Origin of the sequence: Blattabacterium cuenoti, assembly GCF_014251815.1 — a bacterium.
GTDB lineage: Bacteria > Bacteroidota > Bacteroidia > Flavobacteriales > Blattabacteriaceae > Blattabacterium > Blattabacterium cuenoti_E.
The window spans coordinates 337,178-355,292 of record NZ_CP059202.1 but is presented as its reverse complement, the minus strand read 5'-3'; the positions used below and the strand labels follow the sequence as shown (position 1 = coordinate 355,292).

The 18,115-nt window shown below is 31.9% G+C and carries 7 protein-coding genes, 2 tRNA genes and 3 rRNA genes; 8 read left to right on the top strand and 4 right to left on the bottom strand.

What is annotated here, in order from left to right; all coding sequences use genetic code 11:
• Positions 1-2 precede the first annotated feature (2 nt).
• Positions 3-980, bottom strand: a complete 978-nt coding sequence (locus H0H54_RS01675; RefSeq protein WP_185863013.1) for a polyprenyl synthetase family protein — start codon at positions 978-980, stop codon at positions 3-5.
• A gap of 34 nt (positions 981-1,014) precedes the next feature.
• Positions 1,015-2,058, bottom strand: a complete 1,044-nt coding sequence (gene queA / locus H0H54_RS01670) for a tRNA preQ1(34) S-adenosylmethionine ribosyltransferase-isomerase QueA (protein WP_185863538.1) — start codon at positions 2,056-2,058, stop codon at positions 1,015-1,017.
• Between the two features lie 243 nt (positions 2,059-2,301).
• Between queA and H0H54_RS01665 the strand changes: the two genes are divergently transcribed.
• The 5 genes from H0H54_RS01665 (at position 2,302) to rrf (ending at position 7,187) form a co-directional block, all read left to right on the top strand.
• Positions 2,302-3,837, top strand: a 16S ribosomal RNA gene (locus H0H54_RS01665).
• 102 nt (positions 3,838-3,939) lie between these two features.
• Positions 3,940-4,013 (top strand) — tRNA-Ile (locus H0H54_RS01660).
• A 7-nt stretch (positions 4,014-4,020) separates the two neighbouring features.
• Positions 4,021-4,094: transfer RNA gene (locus H0H54_RS01655), tRNA-Ala, on the top strand.
• Positions 4,095-4,142: 48 nt separating this feature from the next.
• Positions 4,143-7,035: ribosomal RNA gene (locus H0H54_RS01650) — 23S ribosomal RNA — on the top strand.
• A gap of 41 nt (positions 7,036-7,076) precedes the next feature.
• Positions 7,077-7,187, top strand: a 5S ribosomal RNA gene (rrf, locus tag H0H54_RS01645).
• The 16S, 23S and 5S rRNA genes sit together here with 2 tRNA genes alongside, the layout of an rRNA operon.
• A gap of 3 nt (positions 7,188-7,190) precedes the next feature.
• Here the strand turns inward: rrf and H0H54_RS01640 are convergent.
• Both H0H54_RS01640 and rpsA read right to left on the bottom strand, forming a co-directional pair.
• Positions 7,191-8,903, bottom strand: a complete 1,713-nt coding sequence (locus H0H54_RS01640) for a ribonucleoside-diphosphate reductase subunit alpha (protein WP_185863012.1) — start codon at positions 8,901-8,903, stop codon at positions 7,191-7,193.
• A 10-nt stretch (positions 8,904-8,913) separates the two neighbouring features.
• The gene (gene rpsA, locus H0H54_RS01635; RefSeq protein WP_185863011.1) at positions 8,914-10,731 is read right to left on the bottom strand and encodes a 30S ribosomal protein S1; all 1,818 of its coding nucleotides are present in this window, start codon (positions 10,729-10,731) and stop codon (positions 8,914-8,916) included.
• Between the two features lie 148 nt (positions 10,732-10,879).
• On the opposite strand from rpsA, the gene dnaE reads away from it, so the two are divergent.
• The 3 genes from dnaE (at position 10,880) to argC (ending at position 18,114) form a co-directional block, all read left to right on the top strand.
• Positions 10,880-15,184 carry a DNA polymerase III subunit alpha gene (gene dnaE, locus H0H54_RS01630; protein WP_185863010.1) on the top strand — a complete coding sequence of 1,435 codons (4,305 nt, stop codon included), beginning with the start codon at positions 10,880-10,882 and terminating at the stop codon, positions 15,182-15,184.
• A gap of 177 nt (positions 15,185-15,361) precedes the next feature.
• Entirely contained in the window at positions 15,362-17,137 is a 1,776-nt protein-coding gene (locus H0H54_RS01625) for an argininosuccinate synthase domain-containing protein (RefSeq protein ID WP_185863009.1), read from the top strand.
• Complete coding sequence (gene argC, locus H0H54_RS01620) at positions 17,134-18,114, top strand: N-acetyl-gamma-glutamyl-phosphate reductase (protein ID WP_185863008.1); 981 nt, start codon at positions 17,134-17,136, stop codon at positions 18,112-18,114. The genes H0H54_RS01625 and argC overlap by 4 nt, the downstream gene beginning before the upstream one ends.
• The last annotated feature ends 1 nt before the right edge of the window (position 18,115 follow it).

The window sequence follows — 18,115 nt, the reverse complement described above, 5'->3', positions numbered from 1 at the left end:
ATTTATTGATTTCTTTCTATAATAAAATTTACCATTATTTTTAATGTTTCTTTAATTCCTCCTTCTGGATAAAGTTCTAAAATTTTTAATGCATTGTTACGAAACTTAATCATTTTTTCAGTAGCATATTCTAACCCTCCATATTTTTTTACATAATCAATAATTTGATATCTTTTTTTTTCGTCATAATTTTTTATGTAGTTCAAAATACGTTTCTGATCTTTTTTAGAGGCTTTTTGGATGGCATGAATAAGTGGAAGTGTTATTTTTTTTTCTCTCAAATCTATTCCTACAGGTTTTCCCGTTAAATTTCTATTTTTTTCTTCATAATCAAATAAATCATCTTTGATTTGGAAGGCTATACCTGCAAAAATTCCAAATTTCCTCATTTTTAAAGCTGTTTTTTCATCAGTGTTGACTGAGCGAGCTCCTGCTTCACAAGAAGCAGCGATTAGACTTGCCGTTTTATGATAAATAATTTGATTATAAATTTTTTCTGTAATATTTAATTTTTTAGATTTTTCCATTTGGAGCAATTCTCCTTCACTCATATCTTTTATTGTTTTGCATACAATTTTAAGCAAATCATAATAATTGTTATTTGTTGCAATTAAAAGACTTTTGGAAAGTAAATAATCGCCAATTAAAACAGCAATTTTATTTTTCCATATAGCATTAATAGAAAAAGAACCACGACGAATAGAACTGTTATCAATAACATCATCATGTATAAGTGTAGCAGTGTGTATTAGCTCAATTAAACAAGCGGTATGATATGTTTTTTTTTGTATAGTTCCTAACATTTTAGCTATTAAAAAAACGAATATAGGACGAATTAATTTTCCTTTTTTATCAATGATATAATGAGTGATTTGATCTATAAGAGGGGTGTTGCTTTTAATTACAGTTGCAAATTGTTTCTCGAATTCTTTTATTTCTTCTTTTATGGTGTTTTTTATTTTTTCTAAAATAATTTTCATAATATCATAATCATAATAATATCTTATGATTTTTTTATAATATTAACATTGCGTCTCCATAAGAATAAAATCTGTATTTTTCTTTTATTGCTATTTTATACGCTTTCATTATTAAATCAAAACCTGCAAAAGCTACTGTCATCATAAGTAATGTAGATTTTGGCATATGAAAATTTGATATCATGGCATTAGCTATGCTAAAATTATAAGGCGGATAAATAAATTTATTTGTCCATCCATAAAAGGGGTTTAGATTTTTATTTGAAGAAACAGAACTTTCAATTGCTCTCATAGAAGAGGTTCCAACTGCACAAATTCTTTTTTTTTTTTGTATAGTATCATTTACTATTTTACATGTACTTTCATTTATATAACATTTTTCTGAATCCATTTTATGTTTTGATATATCTTCTACTTCTACTGGTAAAAAGCTTCCTAATCCTAAATGTAATGTAATTTCTACTAAATTCACACCTTTTATTTCTAGTTTTTTTAACAAATGTTTTGAAAAATGTAATCCTGCTGTAGGTGCAGCTACAGACCCTTCTTTTTTTGCATATATGGTTTGATAGCGTTCTTTGTCATCTTTTTCGGGTTGTCTATTCATATATTTAGGTAAAGGAGTTTTTCCTAATTCTTTTATTTTTTTTATAAGTCTTTCATGATCTCCATCAAAATTGAGTTGTAAAATTCTCCCTCTGGATGTTGTATTATCTATAACTTCTCCTGTTAATCCCGATCCAAAATTCAATTTATTTCCTACTCGTACTTTTCTTGCTGGATCAACTAGAACATCCCATGTTCTATCTTTTGAATCTAACTCTCTAAGTAAAAAAACTTCTATTTTCGCATCTGTTTTTTCTTTATTTCCAAATAGTCTTGCAGGAAAAACTTTCGTATTATTGAGAATCAGTGTGTCTCCTTCTTCAAAATATTTATATAAATCTTTAAACAATTTATGTTCTATTCTTTGGTTTTTTCTATGAATGATCATTAACTTGGATTCATCTCTTTCCTGTGTAGGAAATTTAGCAAGAAGATTTGAAGGAAATGTAAAATCAAAATCTGAAGTTCTCATATTCATGAATTAGGAAATTTATATTTTTGTTGCTTTTTTATATAAAATTATATTATTTTTTTTCTAACGTAAAAAATATATATATATTTATTCTCATATTAGAGAATTTTTTTCAAAAAAAAACGTATACTTGTATTTCCGAATATCCGAGTATATTTATTGTTCTTTGCATAATAAAAAAGCTTCTAGGCCTGATACTTAGAATTTTTTGATAAGGAAGATTTATCGTATTTAATTTTTTTTACAACGGAGAGTTTGATCCTGGCTCAGGATGAACGCTAGCGGCGGGCTTAACACATGCAAGTCGAGGGGCAGCATGATATCTATATTATGTAGATTTTGATGGCGACCGGCGTACGGGTGCGTAACACGTACGTAACCTACCTTTTGCTAGAAAATAGCCTGAGGAAACTTGGATTAATGTTCTATAGTATAATAAAATCGCATGATTTTATTATTAAAGTAGAAATACGGCAAAAGATGGGCGTGCGTCCGATTAGTTAGTTGGTAAGGTAAAGGCTTACCAAGACAATGATCGGTAGGGGGCCTGAGAGGGCGATCCCCCACACTGGTACTGAGACACGGACCAGACTCCTACGGGAGGCAGCAGTGAGGAATATTGGTCAATGGAGGAAACTCTGAACCAGCCACGCCGCGTGCAGGAAGAATGCCTTATGGGTTGTAAACTGCTTTTGTTTAGGAATAAAAATTCTTACGTGATAAGAATTGTGAATGTACTATACGAATAAGTGTCGGCAAACTCCGTGCCAGCAGCCGCGGTAATACGGAGGACACAAGCGTTATCCGGATTTATTGGGTTTAAAGGGTGCGTAGGCGGTTTGTTAAGTCAGTAGTGAAATATTGCAGCTTAACTGTTAAAATGGCTATTGATACTGATAGACTTGAGTGAGATTGGAGTAGCTGGAATGTGTGGTGTAGCGGTGAAATGCATAGATATCACACAGAACACCGATCGCGAAAGCAGGTTACTAAATCTATACTGACGCTGAGGCACGAAAGCGTGGGGAGCAAACAGGATTAGATACCCTGGTAGTCCACGCCGTAAACGATGATCACTAGTTGTTGGATTTATTTCAGTGACTAAGCGAAAGTGATAAGTGATCCACCTGGGGAGTACGGTCGCAAGGCTGAAACTCAAAGGAATTGACGGGGGCCCGCACAAGCGGTGGAGCATGTGGTTTAATTCGATGATACGCGAGGAACCTTACCAAGGTTTAAATGTACTACGAATAAGCTAGAAATAGTTTAGTCTTCGGACGGAGTACAAGATGCTGCATGGTTGTCGTCAGCTCGTGCCGTGAGGTGTTGGGTTAAGTCCCTTAACGAGCGCAACCCTTATTGTTAGTTGCCAGCGAGTAATGTCGGGGACTCTAACAAGACTGCCGACGTAAGTCGAGAGGAAGGTGGGGATGACGTCAAATCATCACGGCTCTTATACCTTGGGCCACACACGTGCTACAATGGTCGGTACAAAGGGTTGCTACTGAGTAATCAGAAGCTAATCTCTAAAAGCCGATCCCAGTTCGGATTGGAGTCTGCAACTCGACTCTATGAAGTTGGAATCGCTAGTAATCGCATATCAGCCATGATGCGGTGAATACGTTCCCGGGCCTTGTACACACCGCCCGTCAAGCCATGGAAGTCGGGGGGACCTAAAATCGGTGACCGTAAAAGGAGCTGCTTAGGGTAAAATCGATAACTGGGGCTAAGTCGTAACAAGGTAGCCGTACCGGAAGGTGCGGCTGGAACATCTCTTTTTTTAGAGTTTTTTCCTTATTAAAAATAAATAAGATTAGGCTAGAAGCTTTTTCTTTTAAAATAAAGAGAAAGAGATTTGAGAGATTGATTCTTCATGTAATCAGTCTCGTAGCTCAGATGGTTAGAGCGCTACACTGATAATGTAGAGGTCCGCGGTTCAATTCCGCGCGAGACTATTTTTGGGGGGAATTAGCTCAGATGGCTAGAGCGCCTGCTTTGCACGCAGGAGGTCATCGGTTCGACTCCGATATTCTCCACTTATTTATAAAGTTCTTTGACATACATAATATACAATGATGAAAAGATAAAAAGTTATTAAAGGGCGTATGGTGGATGCCTTGGCTCTGAGAGGCGAAGAAGGACGTGATAAGCTGCGATAAGCTGCGGGGATTGGCACATACAAGTTGATCCGCAGATTTCCGAATGGGGAAACCTATCATATTCATATGATATTACTTTATATAGTAAAGCAAACCTAGAGAACTGAAACATCTAAGTATCTAGAGGAAAAGAAAACAATAGTGATTCCGTTAGTAGTGGCGAGCGAAAGCGGAACAGCCCAAACCATTATGGTCTAGGCCATAGTGGGGTTATAGGTCTACAAATAAATGACTGTTTTTCTATAGCAGAATGATTTGGAAAGATCAATCATAGAAGGTGATAATCCTGTATGCGAAATGGAAAAATAGCATAAGTAGTAACCTGATTAGGACGGGACACGGGAAATCTTGTCTGAATTTGCCGGGACCATCCGGTAAGGCTAAATACTACTCAGAGACCGATAGTGAACTAGTACCGTGAGGGAAAGGTGAAAAGTACTTCGAATAGAAGGGTGAAATAGATCCTGAAACCATACGCTTACAAACTGTCGGAGCTTCTTCATGAAGTGACGACGTGCCTTTTGCATAATGAACCTACGAGTTAATTTTTCCGGCAAGGTTAAATAGTTCAGCTATGGAGCCGTAGCGAAAGCAAGTCTGAATAGGGCGCATATAGTCGGAGGAATTAGACGCGAAACCGAGTGATCTATCCATGAGCAGGTTGAAGCTGTGGTAACACACAGTGGAGGACCGAACCGGTTGACGTTGAAAAGTCTTCGGATGACTTGTGGATAGGGGTGAAAGGCCAATCAAACTCGGAGATAGCTCGTACTCCCCGAAATGCATTTAGGTGCAGCATCGTGTTAAATAATACAGAGGTAGAGCTACTGATTGGATGAAGGGGTTTCATCACCTACTAATTCCTGACAAACTCCGAATGCTGTTATTATGTTTCACGGTAGTGAGGGCATGGGTGCTAAGGTCCATGTCCGAGAGGGAAACAACCCAGACCATCAGTTAAGGTCCCTAAGTATATATTAAGTTGAGTTAACGAGGTTTAGTTACTAAGACAGCTAGGATGTTAGCTTGGAAGCAGCTATTCATTTAAAGAGTGCGTAACAGCTCACTAGTCAAGTGGCTAAGCATGGATAATAAACGGGCATAAATATATCGCCGAAACTATGGGATTGATTAATTGTCAATCGGTAGGGGAGCATTGTAATAGCGTAGAAGCTATATCGTGAGATATGGTGGAGCTATTACAAAAGAAAATGTAGGTATAAGTAACGATAATGCGGGTGAGAAACCCGCACACCGAAAAACTAAGGGTTCCTCAGCTATGTTAATCAGCTGAGGGTTAGTCGGTCCCTAAGATGAAACCGAAAGGTGTAGTCGATGGAAAACCGGTCAATATTCCGGTACTTGTTTTTATTGCGATAGGGGGGACGGAGCAATGAAACTGTCGCGTACGGACGGATGTGTACGTTAAAGTAGTTAGGTATAAAATATATTGGAAAATCCGTATGTTTTGCTGATCTACGATAGTACCGCAAGCCTTCGGGTAAGTGGATAGTGCAGGTAAGAGCTTCCAAGAAAAGCCTCTAAGCTTCAGATAAAAATAAACCGTACCAAAACCGACACAGGTAGTTGAGGAGAGAATCCTAAGGTGCTCGAGAGATTCACGGCTAAGGAACTAGGCAAAATGAACCTGTAACTTCGGGAGAAAGGTTGCCTTCTTTCAAAGAAGGCCGCAGAGAAGAGATCCAGGCGACTGTTTATCAAAAACATAGGACTCTGCTAAATTGAAAAATGAAGTATAGGGTCTGACACCTGCCCAGTACTGGAAGGTTAAAGAAAAAGGTTAGTTTCGACAAAGCTTTTGACTGAAGCCCCAGTAAACGGCGGCCGTAACTATAACGGTCCTAAGGTAGCGAAATTCCTTGTCGGGTAAGTTCCGACCTGCACGAATGGTGTAACGATCTGGAAACTGTCTCAGCCGTGAGCTCGGTGAAATTGTAATATCGGTGAAGATGCCGATTACTCGCAATGGGACGAAAAGACCCTGTGAACCTTTACTATAGCTTCGTATTGGTTTCGATTAAAAAATGTGTAGGATAGGTGGGAAACTTTGAAGCATTGTCGCTAGGTAATGTGGAGTTGACCTTGAAATACCACCCTTTTTTTAGTTGAAATCTAACTTAATTAAAAAAATTGAGGACATTGCGTGGTGGGTAGTTTGACTGGGGTGGTCGCCTCCAAAAAAGTAACGGAGGCTCCCAAAGGTACCCTCAACACGTTTGGTAATCGTGTGTAGAGTGTAATGGCATAAGGGTGCTTGACTGTGAGACTGACAAGTCGATCAGGTACGAAAGTAGGGCATAGTGATCCGGTGGTTCCGCATGGAAGGGCCATCGCTCAAAGGATAAAAGGTACTCCGGGGATAACAGGCTAGTCTCCCCCAAGAGCTCACATCGACGGGGAGGTTCGGCACCTCGATGTCGGCTCGTCACATCCTGGGGCTGAAGAAGGTCCCAAGGGTTGGGCTGTTCGCCCATTAAAGTGGCACGCGAGCTGGGTTCAGAACGTCGTGAGACAGTTCGGTCTCTATCTATTGCGAGCGTTAGAAGCTTGAGTGGACCTGATTCTAGTACGAGAGGACCGAATTGGACGAACCTCTGGTGTATCAGTTGTATCGCCAGGTGCATCGCTGAGTAGCTATGTTCGGAAGAGATAAGCACTGAAAGCATATAAGTGCGAAACTCTCCACAAGATTAGGCTTCTTTTAAGGGTCGTTGAAGATGACAACGTTGATAGGCTATAAGTGTAAAGACAGTAATGTCATAGCTGAGTAGTACTAATTACCCGTAAACTTTTGATCTTTCATCATGTATATTATGTTTTTGTTTTTTAGCATTTTTTTAGGGTGGTTATAGCAATGTGGGCCCACCTCTTCCCATCCCGAACAGAGAAGTGAAACACATTAGCGCTGATGGTACTGGTTGATTCTGGGAGAGTAAGTCGCTGCCCTATTTTTTATAATAAACTTTCTAAATATAAATCTCTGTTTTTCGTATCTGCACGAAGGATACTTTCACTTCTATAATAATAAAGACTTTTTAGTCCTATTTTCCACGCCTCAATATGTACTTTGTTTATATATTTTGCTGGAGCATCTTGATGAAAAGAAAGATTTATGCTTTGTCCTTGATCAATATATCTTTGTCGTACACTAGCTTGTTTAATTAATTCTAGTTGATTAATCTCTTTGAAACATCTAAAAATATTTTTTTGTTTTTCATTAAGAACAGTTAATCCAAGGCAAGACCCTTTTTCATTCGCTATTTGTTCCCAAACTTCTGGAACATTATATCCATTTTTCATAAGTATTTTTTCCAAATAAGGATTCTTACGAATATGCATTCCTTTTGAATCATCGTCTACATATATATTTGCAGCTAAAGGTTCCACTCCTTGAGAGAGACCACCAGCTAATTTAGCCGAACTCCTATTAGGAGCCATTGCCATTAAAGTCAAATTTCTTCTTCCTGTTCCTATATTCCATTCAGATTCTCCATATTCTTTGGCTAAATACTTAGTAGCTTTTTGAGATTCCAATTGGATATACCTAAATATATTATGTGTTAACACTTCAGATTTTATGGATATAAAAGGAATCATATTAGATTGTAAATATGAATGCCAACCTAAAGCTCCTAAACCTAAAGCTCTACTTTTTTCTGCGAAACGAACAGCGTCTTCTATTCCCCGTATATGTTTTCCTTTATCAATAAATTCTTGCATAACTGCATCAAGGAATAAAATAGAATAAAAAACAGTGTTTGTATTTTTCCATTCTACATATTTGTATAAATTCAAAGAAGAAAGACAACATACAAGAGTATGACTTTCATCTGTAGGTAACATAATTTCTGAACAAAGATTACTATGATGTATTTTTAATCCATGTTTTTTCCAATTTTCTGGAAGATTCCTATTAGCATTTTCCTGAAAAAATAGATATGGTTCACCAGTTTTAACACGTTCTTTAAGAGTATCAATCCATAAAGCTCGTTCTTTTCCATTTTTTTTTAATACTTTCTCCATAAAAGAATTGGAAATTCTTACTCCTTGATGAACATTATGACATTGACGATTAATATCCCCCTTAGGTTCCCTGATCTTTAAAAATTCTGGATATTCTTTATGTTCTATGTTTAAATAAATCGCGACTGCACCTCTACGTGTTCTTCCCTGTTTACTAGCTATTATGGCACTATCATATGATTTAATAAAAGGAATAATTCCGTCAGATGTCCCCAATGTTCCATTTTTTATGAAACTACCTACAGGTCTAACCAAACTAAAATCATAAGATGTACCTCCGCCATGTTTACTAAGTATGGCCATCTCCAAATTTTTCCTATATATTTCATACATACTATCCCCAACTCTTCCAGAAAAACAACTGATAGGTAAACCTTTTTCTGTTCCAAGATTTACCATAACTGGAGTAGAAGGAATCAGCCATCCCCTCCAAAAAATTTTAAAAAATTCTTTTTCTATTTTCGGTTTTTTTAAAATTTTTGACGCATTTATTGCCAATCTTTTATATGCCTCAAAAGGGGTTTCTCCGTCTAATAAATATCCACCTTTAATTGTAGTTAAATATAATTCATTATTAGCCCAAGCGGGAAAATCTTTTTCTACTTTCCATCCTTCTTTTTCTGCAATAGGGTGTGTTTTCATTATTTTGGAACTATTTATTTTTTTCTCTTTCTATTTGTTCTTTTAGTTTAGCTAATCCTTCTATATCACCAAGAGTTGATATCTCAAATTTTCTATTTCTTGCACGTGGTTCTTTTTTTTGTTTATGATCTTTATCACGAAATACAGACGTATGAGAGGCTACAATTTTTTTGGTTTCTTTATTAAACTCAATTATTTTAAAATTATTTTTTTCCCCTTTTTTTAGAAAGGTTCCATCTTTTTTTTCTAAAAAACGTAATGGAGAAAAAGCTTCTATTTTTTGATCTTCTGTAAATTTTATAGAAGCACCCTTATCAAATAAATTTGATATTATACCATTGTGAATGCTTCCTACATAATAAATTTTTTCATATTTTTCCCAGGGATTTTCCGTTAATTGCTTATGTCCTAAATTTAATCTTCTTGCTTGAGTATCCAGAGCAAGTACCACAACCTCTAATTTATCATTTATATTGCAAAATTCGGAAGGATGTTTTATTTTTTTAACCCATGAAAGATCATTAGTATAAATAATTCCAGAAATTCCTTTTTCTAATTCTAGAAAAACTCCAAAATTTGTAAATTTTTTTACAATTCCAGTATGTTGTGATCCTATAGTATATTTTTCCTGTATATTAATCCAAGGATCTGAAGTTAATTGTTTTACGCTTAAAGACATTTTTCTTTCCTGACGATCTATGGTTAATATAACAGCTTCTAATTCATCTCCTATTTGCACAAAATCTTGAGGAGAAGATAAATCTGTAGACCAAGACATCTCACTAATATGCAATAAAGCTTCCACTCCTGGAATAATTTCAACAAATGCCCCATAATCAGCTAAAACACTTACTTTTCCTTTTACTTTACTTCCTATTTTTAAGTTTTTATCCAAAGAATTCCAAGGATGAGGTTGTAATTGTTTCAATCCTAATTGAACACGATTTTTTTCTTTATCTACACCTAATACAACAAATTTTAATTCCTGTTCCAATTGTACTACTTCTGTAGGATGATTAATATGTGGCCAACTCATATCAGTAATATGAAGTAAGGCATCTACACCTCCTAAATCTACAAATGCTCCATAAGGAAGAATATTTTTTATTTTTCCTTCTAATACCTGACCTTTATCTAATTTCGATATCATTTCTTTTCTTTGTTCTTCAATATCTCTTTCTATCAATACTTTATGAGAAACAACAACATTTTTTGTTTTTTGATTGATTTTAACAACTTTTACCTCCATAGTTTTCCCAACATAAGTATCATAATCTCGAACGGGTTTCACATTGATATGGGATCCAGGCAAAAAACATTCTATGTCAAATATTTCAACGATTAATCCGCCTTTTGTTCTGGCTGCAACATAACCTAATATTACCTCTGATTTTTCATATGCTTCATTAATCCGCTGCCAGTTTCTTAACATTTTTGCTTTTTGATACGAAAGTATACATTGTCCTTTATAATCTATTTTTACAACCATCACTTCTATCTTTCTTCCGATTTGAATATTAAAATTCTCTCTAAATTCACTTATAGGGATAGCTCCTTCCGCTTTAAATCCAATATCGACAATAACAGTTTTATCCGAAACATATGTTACAATTCCTTGATATATTTCTAATTCTTGAACATCTGGTAAAGTTTTTGTGTATATTTCTTCAAATTTTTTTCTTTCTTTTTGTATATCATTATTTAAATGAGCCTCATATTTCGTCCAATCGAAACTTGTTTTAATGTTTCCCTGATCGTTCAATTTTTCATTTTTAATTTCACATGAAAGAGGTAATTTTTTTTTTATTTCTTCGGTTTGATTAGACATAATTTTTATTATTTTTTCGATATAATGATAATGGACAGAGAAACTGGAATATAACAGTTTTTGGCGTTCTTAATTTATTTATTTTAAAAAAAACAGGTAATACAAAACTAATAATTTTTCAGTAACTTTTTCTACTAATTGAAATAAAATGTACCTCATTGTTGATACCGAAACAACAGGATTGCCTGTGTCTTATAATTTTCCAATTACTCATATAGATAATTGGCCAAGAATAGTGCAAATTTCATGGCAAAGTCATGATGTTATAGGCAATTTAACAGAATTCAAGAGTTTTATTATTAAGCCAGATCATTATGATATTCCTTTTAATGCTTTTAAAATTCATGGAATTACTAATGAAAAAGCAGAAAAAGAAGGATTTGACTTAAATTTTGTATTACATGAATTTCAAAAATCTTTTGATAAATCTCAATGTTTGGTGGGACATAATTTAAAATTCGATATAAAAGTTATTGAATGTGAATTTTTTAGAAAAAAAATAGAGATTTCTTTGAATAAAAAGAAAACGTTAGACACTAAAGAAATTTCTACTTCTTATTGTAAATTACAAGGAATTGGAAAAAGATTCAAATGGCCTACATTATCTGAATTATATCAAAAACTTTTTGGAGAAAAAGCACCCAATTTACATAATGCAGCCAATGATGTAAAAGCGACAGCTCGTTCTTTTTTGGAATTATTACGTATCGGAATAATATCACATCAAGACATAGGTCTAAAAGAAGACGCCATATTGAAATTTAGAAAAAAATATTCAAAAAAAATTCCCTCTTATATAGTTTCCTTTAACGAAAAGGACCGTCTTTTTGTAGAAGAAAAAAAAGAAAAATTTTTTTTCAAAAATTTAAATTTCGATAAGGAAAAATTAAAAAAAAAAAAATATTCTCATATTCATAATCATACCTATTTTTCTATTCTTTATTCAACTATAGACATTCAATCTCTAGTGGAAAGAGCTATATATTTGAATATGCCAGCTGTAGGAATAACAGATTATGGAAATATGATGGGATCTTTTCATTTTTTAAATGCTGTTCATTCTATGAATAAAAAATATTTTCCTAAAAAGTCAATCAAAGGAATCGTAGGTTGTGAAGTATTTATTTCAGATAATTATTTACAAAATAAATTTACTAAAGAAGAACCAGACCGACGATATCAGCAAGTTTTTTTATCTAAAAATAAAAAAGGTTATCATAATTTAGCTAAACTTTGTTCATTAGGTCATACGGAAGGTTTTTACGCTGGCATTCCTAGAGTAGGAAGAAATTTGATAGAAAAGTATAAAGAAAATTTAATTGCTCTTACTGGAGATTTGAATGCAGAAATTCCATACACTATACTAAATCATGGGGAAAGAAAAGCGGAAAATATTTTTTTATGGTGGAGAGATCTTTTTGGAGATGATTTTTACGTAGAATTATTACGTCATGGTTTGGAGGAAGAAGATTATGTAAATAATATATTACTAAAATTTTCAAATAAACATCGCGTAAAATATATTATACAAAATAATACTTTCTATTTAGATAAAAAAGAAGCAAATGCTCATGACATTTTACTTTGTGTAAAAAATGGAGAAAAACAATCGACTCCTATAGGAAAAGGAAGGGGCTATAGATTTGGTTTTCCAAATCCAGAATTTTATTTCAAGAGTACAGAGGAAATGAAGAAAATATTTTTTGATCTTCCGGAATCTTTTGATTTTTTGGAAGAATTAGTCAATAAAATTGAATCTTATCATCTTTCACACAAAATATTACTTCCAAAATTTAAAATTCCGAAATCTTTTGAAGATCCTATAGATAAAATAGATGGAGGGAATAGAGGAGAGAATCGTTTTTTAAAAAAAATAACTTTTGATGGAGCTAAAAAACGTTATAAAAATATTACTCAAAAAATTGAGGAAAGAATTTTTTTTGAATTAAAAACAATAGAAAAAATCGGATATCCTGGATATTTTCTCATTGTTCACAATTTTATTTCTCAAGCTAGAAAAATGAATATTTCAGTAGGACCTGGAAGAGGATCAGTAGCCGGGTCTATTGTTGCTTATTGTATAGAAATAACTAATATAGATCCAATAAAATATAGTCTTCTTTTCGAACGATTTCTAAATCCGGATAGAATTTCTTTGCCAGATATTGATATTGATTTTGATGATAGAGGACGTGAAAAAATTATTGAATGGGTTGTAAAAAAATACGGAAAACATCAAGTGGCACAAATTATAACATATGCGACCATGGGTGCTAAATCGTCCATAAGAGATACTGGTCGCGTATTAGATTTACCTTTAAAAGAAGCAGATAGAATAGCAAAAATGGTTCCCAATATGTTTTCGTTAAAAAAAATTTTGTCAGAAAAAAATATAAATGTATCAGAAAAAATAGCAAGCAAAGAAGAAATGAATAATATACGAAAACTGAGAGATATTGCTAAAAATAAAGACACATTAGAAGGAAAAGTTTTACAACAAGCAGAAATTTTAGAAGGGACTATAAGAAGTACAGGAGTCCACGCTTGTGGGATTATAATCAGCCCAAATGATATTCAAGAATATGTTCCAGTATCTATATCAAAGGAATCAAATTTGTTGCTTACACAATTTGATAATCATGTAGTGGAACATGCTGGACTATTGAAAATGGATTTTTTGGGATTGAAAACTCTTACTATTATTAAAGACACTATAAATATTATCAAAAAAAAATGTATAGATATTATAAATGTAAATATTTTGACAGATAATTTTTCTTTTTTGAAGGATGAGAAAACATATCATCTTTTTCAAAAAGGAGAAACTGTTGCAGTTTTTCAATATGAATCTCCAGGTATGCAAAAATATTTACGTCAATTAAAACCTGATAAATTCGATGACTTAATTGCAATGACAGCATTGTACAGGCCAGGTCCTTTACAATATATTCCTAATTTTATTTCCAGAAAACATGGGAAAGAAGCGATAACGTATGATTTACCAGAAATGGAGGAATTTTTAAAAGAAACTTATGGAATAACAATATATCAAGAACAAGTCATGTTAATAGCTCAAAAGATAGCTGATTTTAGCAAAGGAGAAGCAGACATTTTGAGAATCTCTATGGGGAAAAAGAAAAAAGAAAAACTCAATAGGATGAAAAATTTATTTCTCAATCAAGCTATAAAAAAAGGTTATCCTAAAAATATTTTAGAAAAAATATGGAAAGATTGGGAATATTTTTCTTGTTATGCTTTTAATAAATCTCATGCTACATGTTATGCTTATATAGCTTTTCAAACTGCTTACTTAAAAGCACATTTTCCATGTGAATATATGGCTTCTGTATTGAGTAATAATATGCATAATATCAAGCAACTTACTTTTTTCATAGAAGAATGTAAAAAAATGAATATATCTGTAATCAGTCCGGATATAAATGAAAGTGATTCTTTTTTTAAAGTAACTGATTCTAATTGTATTAGATTTGGTCTTGCTGGAATAAAAGGAGTTGGAAAAAATGCTGTAAAAATTATTCTTCAAGAAAGAAAAGAAAACGGCCCTTATACTTCTATTTTTAATTTGGTTAAAAGAGTAGATTTACGTGTAGTGAATAAAAAAACTTTAGAAAATTTAATTTTATCCGGATCTTTAGATAGTTTTCATATTAATAGAGAGCAATATTTTCATATTGAATTTGATGATAAACTAAATACTTTAGAGAAAATTGTTAGATTTGGATCAAAATTACAAAAAAAGAAAAATGAGGAACATAATAAGCCTATCATTAGGAAATGTAATTTATGGAGCAATATATATAAATTATCCAAAGAAAAAGAAGTATTGGGTGTTTATACTTCTGCACATCCTTTAGATGATTTTTATTATGAAATGAAATATTTTACAAATATTTCATTAGAAGAATTAAATAAAAAAGAATCCCTCCTTGTAGGAAAAAGAATGTATGTCTGTGGTATTTTATCAAAAATAGAAAAAAAAACATATATAAAAAATGGAATAAAATATGGTATTTTTTTATTAGAAGATTATAATTCTTCTAAAGAATTTAGAATTTACGGACAACAATATTTGAAATATGAACCTATTCTCATTCAGAATAATCCGATACATATATGTCTTTCTATTGAAAAATCAAAACACCAAAAAAAATATAAAATACTACATATAGAAAATACACAAAATGTTTTAAAAAAATTAGTGCATAAACTGATAATAAAAATCAATGTAAACAATTTAAATAATGTGTTTATTAATAATATAGAAAAACTTTTTTCTCAACAAGTAGGAAACAAAAAATTAAATATCATTCTTTATGATGAAGTAGATAAAGTTTTTTTAAGTTTTGAATCTGTCAAATATGAAATCAATATTAATTCAATTTTTTTAAAAAAATTAGAGGAACTAAAAGGATTTAATTTTTGTTTAAATTAAAATTTATCAATACAAGACAAGATCAATACTGATCTTAATTAAAAAGACTTTATTAAATTTGTATTTGGGCATAGATAGAAAAGTAAAATAAATATATGAAGCATTATTCATACTACTACTACCAATCGGTACAACGCATTTATTTTTTTTCTTCTTAGTAGGTTCTTACAAAGAAAAATGAAGATAAAAGTCAGAGTATCTCATGAAGAGGATACGAAATATGCTTTCTTAATTTGCAAAGAAATTAAGGAATCAGCAGAAGTTAGAGGAACTGGAATCGCAAAAAGAGATCCAGAATATATTAAATCAAAAATTATTCATGGAAATGCGGTAATTGCTTTTTTTGATGATAAATTAGCTGGGTTTAGTTATCTTGAAACTTTTCAGAATGAAGAATTTGTTGTTAATTCCGGTTTAATTGTTTTTCCTAAATTTAGAAAACAAGGATTGGCAAAAATTATTAAAACTGAAATTTTTAAACTTTCCAGAAAAAAATTTCCCAATTCTAAAATTTGTAGTATTACAACAAGTAATCCAGTTATTAGAATCAATACAGAATTGGGTTTTAAACCTGTATCTTTTAGTGAATTGACTCATTCAGAAGAATTCTGGAAAGGATGTCAAAGTTGTGCAAATTTTGATATTTTAACCAGAAACAAAAGAAAAATGTGTTTATGCACAGGGCTTTTATACAATCCAAATACAGATAAAACGGATAAAAATAAAAGACATAAATATAAAAGAAATTATTTATCCACTGGAGATAAAATTGTTTTAGCTTATAGTGGTGGTTTAGATACCTCTTATTGTTTAAAATATTTAGTACAGGAAGAAAAATATGAAGTTCATACAGTTATTATTAATACAGGGGGTTTTAATAAGGATGAATTATATCAAATTGAAAAAAGAGCTTTAAGCATTGGATCTAAGTCTCATAAAACTATTGACGCTATAGAAGAATACTATCAAAATTGTATAAAATATCTTATATTCGGAAACGTTCTTAAGAATAATACTTATCCACTTTCAGTCAGTTCAGAAAGAATTTTTCAGGCTATTAAAATAGCGCAATACGCTACTTATATTCAAGCAAAAGCTATTGCTCATGGAAGTACAGGAGCTGGGAATGATCAAGTTAGATTTGATATAGCTTTTCAAATTATTTGTCCGGATACAATAACTTTATCTCCTGTAAGAGATATGAAAGTATCTAGAAAAGAAGAAATTGAATATTTGAAAAATAAAGGAGTTTCTATTTGTTGGGATAAAGTTAAATATTCTATTAATAAAGGAATTTGGGGAACTAGTATAGGAGGAGAGGAAACTCTTACTTCTTATCACGATTTTCCTGAAGAAGCTTATCCAACAAAATTAAGGAAAAAAAAAAGTGAGAATTTAGAATTAGAATTTGAAAAGGGAGAATTAGTAAGTGTCAATAAAGAAAAAGGAAAAGCCATAAAAAACATAATAAAAATTGAAAAAATAGCTTCAGAATTTGCAATAGGAAGAGGGATTCATATAGGAGATACTATTTTAGGGATTAAAGGAAGAGTAGCTTTTGAAGCTTCAGCTGCTATTATTATTATCAAAGCACATCATTTATTGGAAAAACATATTCTTACAAAATGGCAACTTTACTGGAAAGAACAATTATCTAATTGGTATGGTATGTTGCTTCATGAAGCTCAATACTTAGATCCTGTTATGCGTGATATAGAAAAATTCTTAAAAAGTACACAAGAAAGATTAACCGGAACTGTAGATATCATTCTTTATCCTTATAGGTTTCATTTAGTAGGAATCAAATCTAAATTTGATTTAATGATATCTTCTAACATGGCGGCTAAATATGGAGAAATGAATTATGCTTGGACAGCAGAAGATGTTAAGGGGTTTACAAAAATTTTGAGTAATCAAATGAAAATGTATCACAATTTAAAAGAAAAAGAATGATTAAAATAGGTATTATAGGAGGAGCTGGATATACTGCTGGAGAATTAATTAGATTGATGATTCATCATCCTAAAACGATTATTAAAAATATAGTTAGTAAAAGTCATGCAGGAAAATTGGTTCATATAGTTCATCAAGATTTATTAGGAGAAATAAAAAATAGAAAATTCTCTCGTAGTTTAAGCAAAGAAATAGATATTGTATTTTTGTGTTCCGGTCATGGACAATCTAGAAAAGAATTGAAATTAAATAATATATCAGAAAACACAAAAATCATTGATTTGAGTCAGGATTTCAGAATTAAAATTCAATCTGTTTTTCAGAATAGAAATTTTGTTTATGGATTACCAGAATGGCAAAAAGAAACAATAAAAAAATCTAACAATATAGCCAATCCTGGATGTTTTGCCACAACTATTCTTTTATCTCTTTTACCATTAGCTAAAAATCAATTATTAAAAAATAATATTCATATTAGTGCTATAACAGGTTCTACAGGGTCTGGAAGAAAATTAAGTGATACTAATCATTTTAGTTGGAGAAATAATAATATTTCTGTTTATAAAATTTTTAAACATCAGCATTTAAAGGAAATTGAACAAACCGTTCATGAAATACAAAAAAATTTTTATTCTAAAATTTATTTTGTACCTTATAGAGGAAATTTTTCTAGAGGAATTATAAGTACTTTATACACTCATTCTGTTCTTTCTTTAGAAAAGAATCAGGAAATATATAAAGAATATTATAAAAATCATCCATTTGTAATGGTTTCTGATATGAATATTGATATAAAACAAGTGATCAATACAAACAAATGTTTTTTATATCTTCTTAAAGAGAAAGATAAACTGATTGTTATCAGCATCATAGATAATCTCATAAAAGGAGCTTCTGGTCAAGCTATACAAAATATGAATATTATGTTTGATTTTGATGAAACTTGTGGTTTAAGATTAAAATCCGTTCGTTTCTAAA

Coding starts and splice junctions, on each gene's coding strand:
- H0H54_RS01675 (WP_185863013.1), bottom strand. CDS start 980: ATGAAAATTATTTTAGAAAAAATAAAAAACACCATAAAAGAAGAAATA.
- H0H54_RS01625 (WP_185863009.1), top strand. CDS start 15,362: ATGAAGATAAAAGTCAGAGTATCTCATGAAGAGGATACGAAATATGCT.
- queA (WP_185863538.1), bottom strand. CDS start 2,058: ATGAGAACTTCAGATTTTGATTTTACATTTCCTTCAAATCTTCTTGCT.
- rpsA (WP_185863011.1), bottom strand. CDS start 10,731: ATGTCTAATCAAACCGAAGAAATAAAAAAAAAATTACCTCTTTCATGT.
- H0H54_RS01640 (WP_185863012.1), bottom strand. CDS start 8,903: ATGAAAACACACCCTATTGCAGAAAAAGAAGGATGGAAAGTAGAAAAA.
- argC (WP_185863008.1), top strand. CDS start 17,134: ATGATTAAAATAGGTATTATAGGAGGAGCTGGATATACTGCTGGAGAA.
- dnaE (WP_185863010.1), top strand. CDS start 10,880: ATGTACCTCATTGTTGATACCGAAACAACAGGATTGCCTGTGTCTTAT.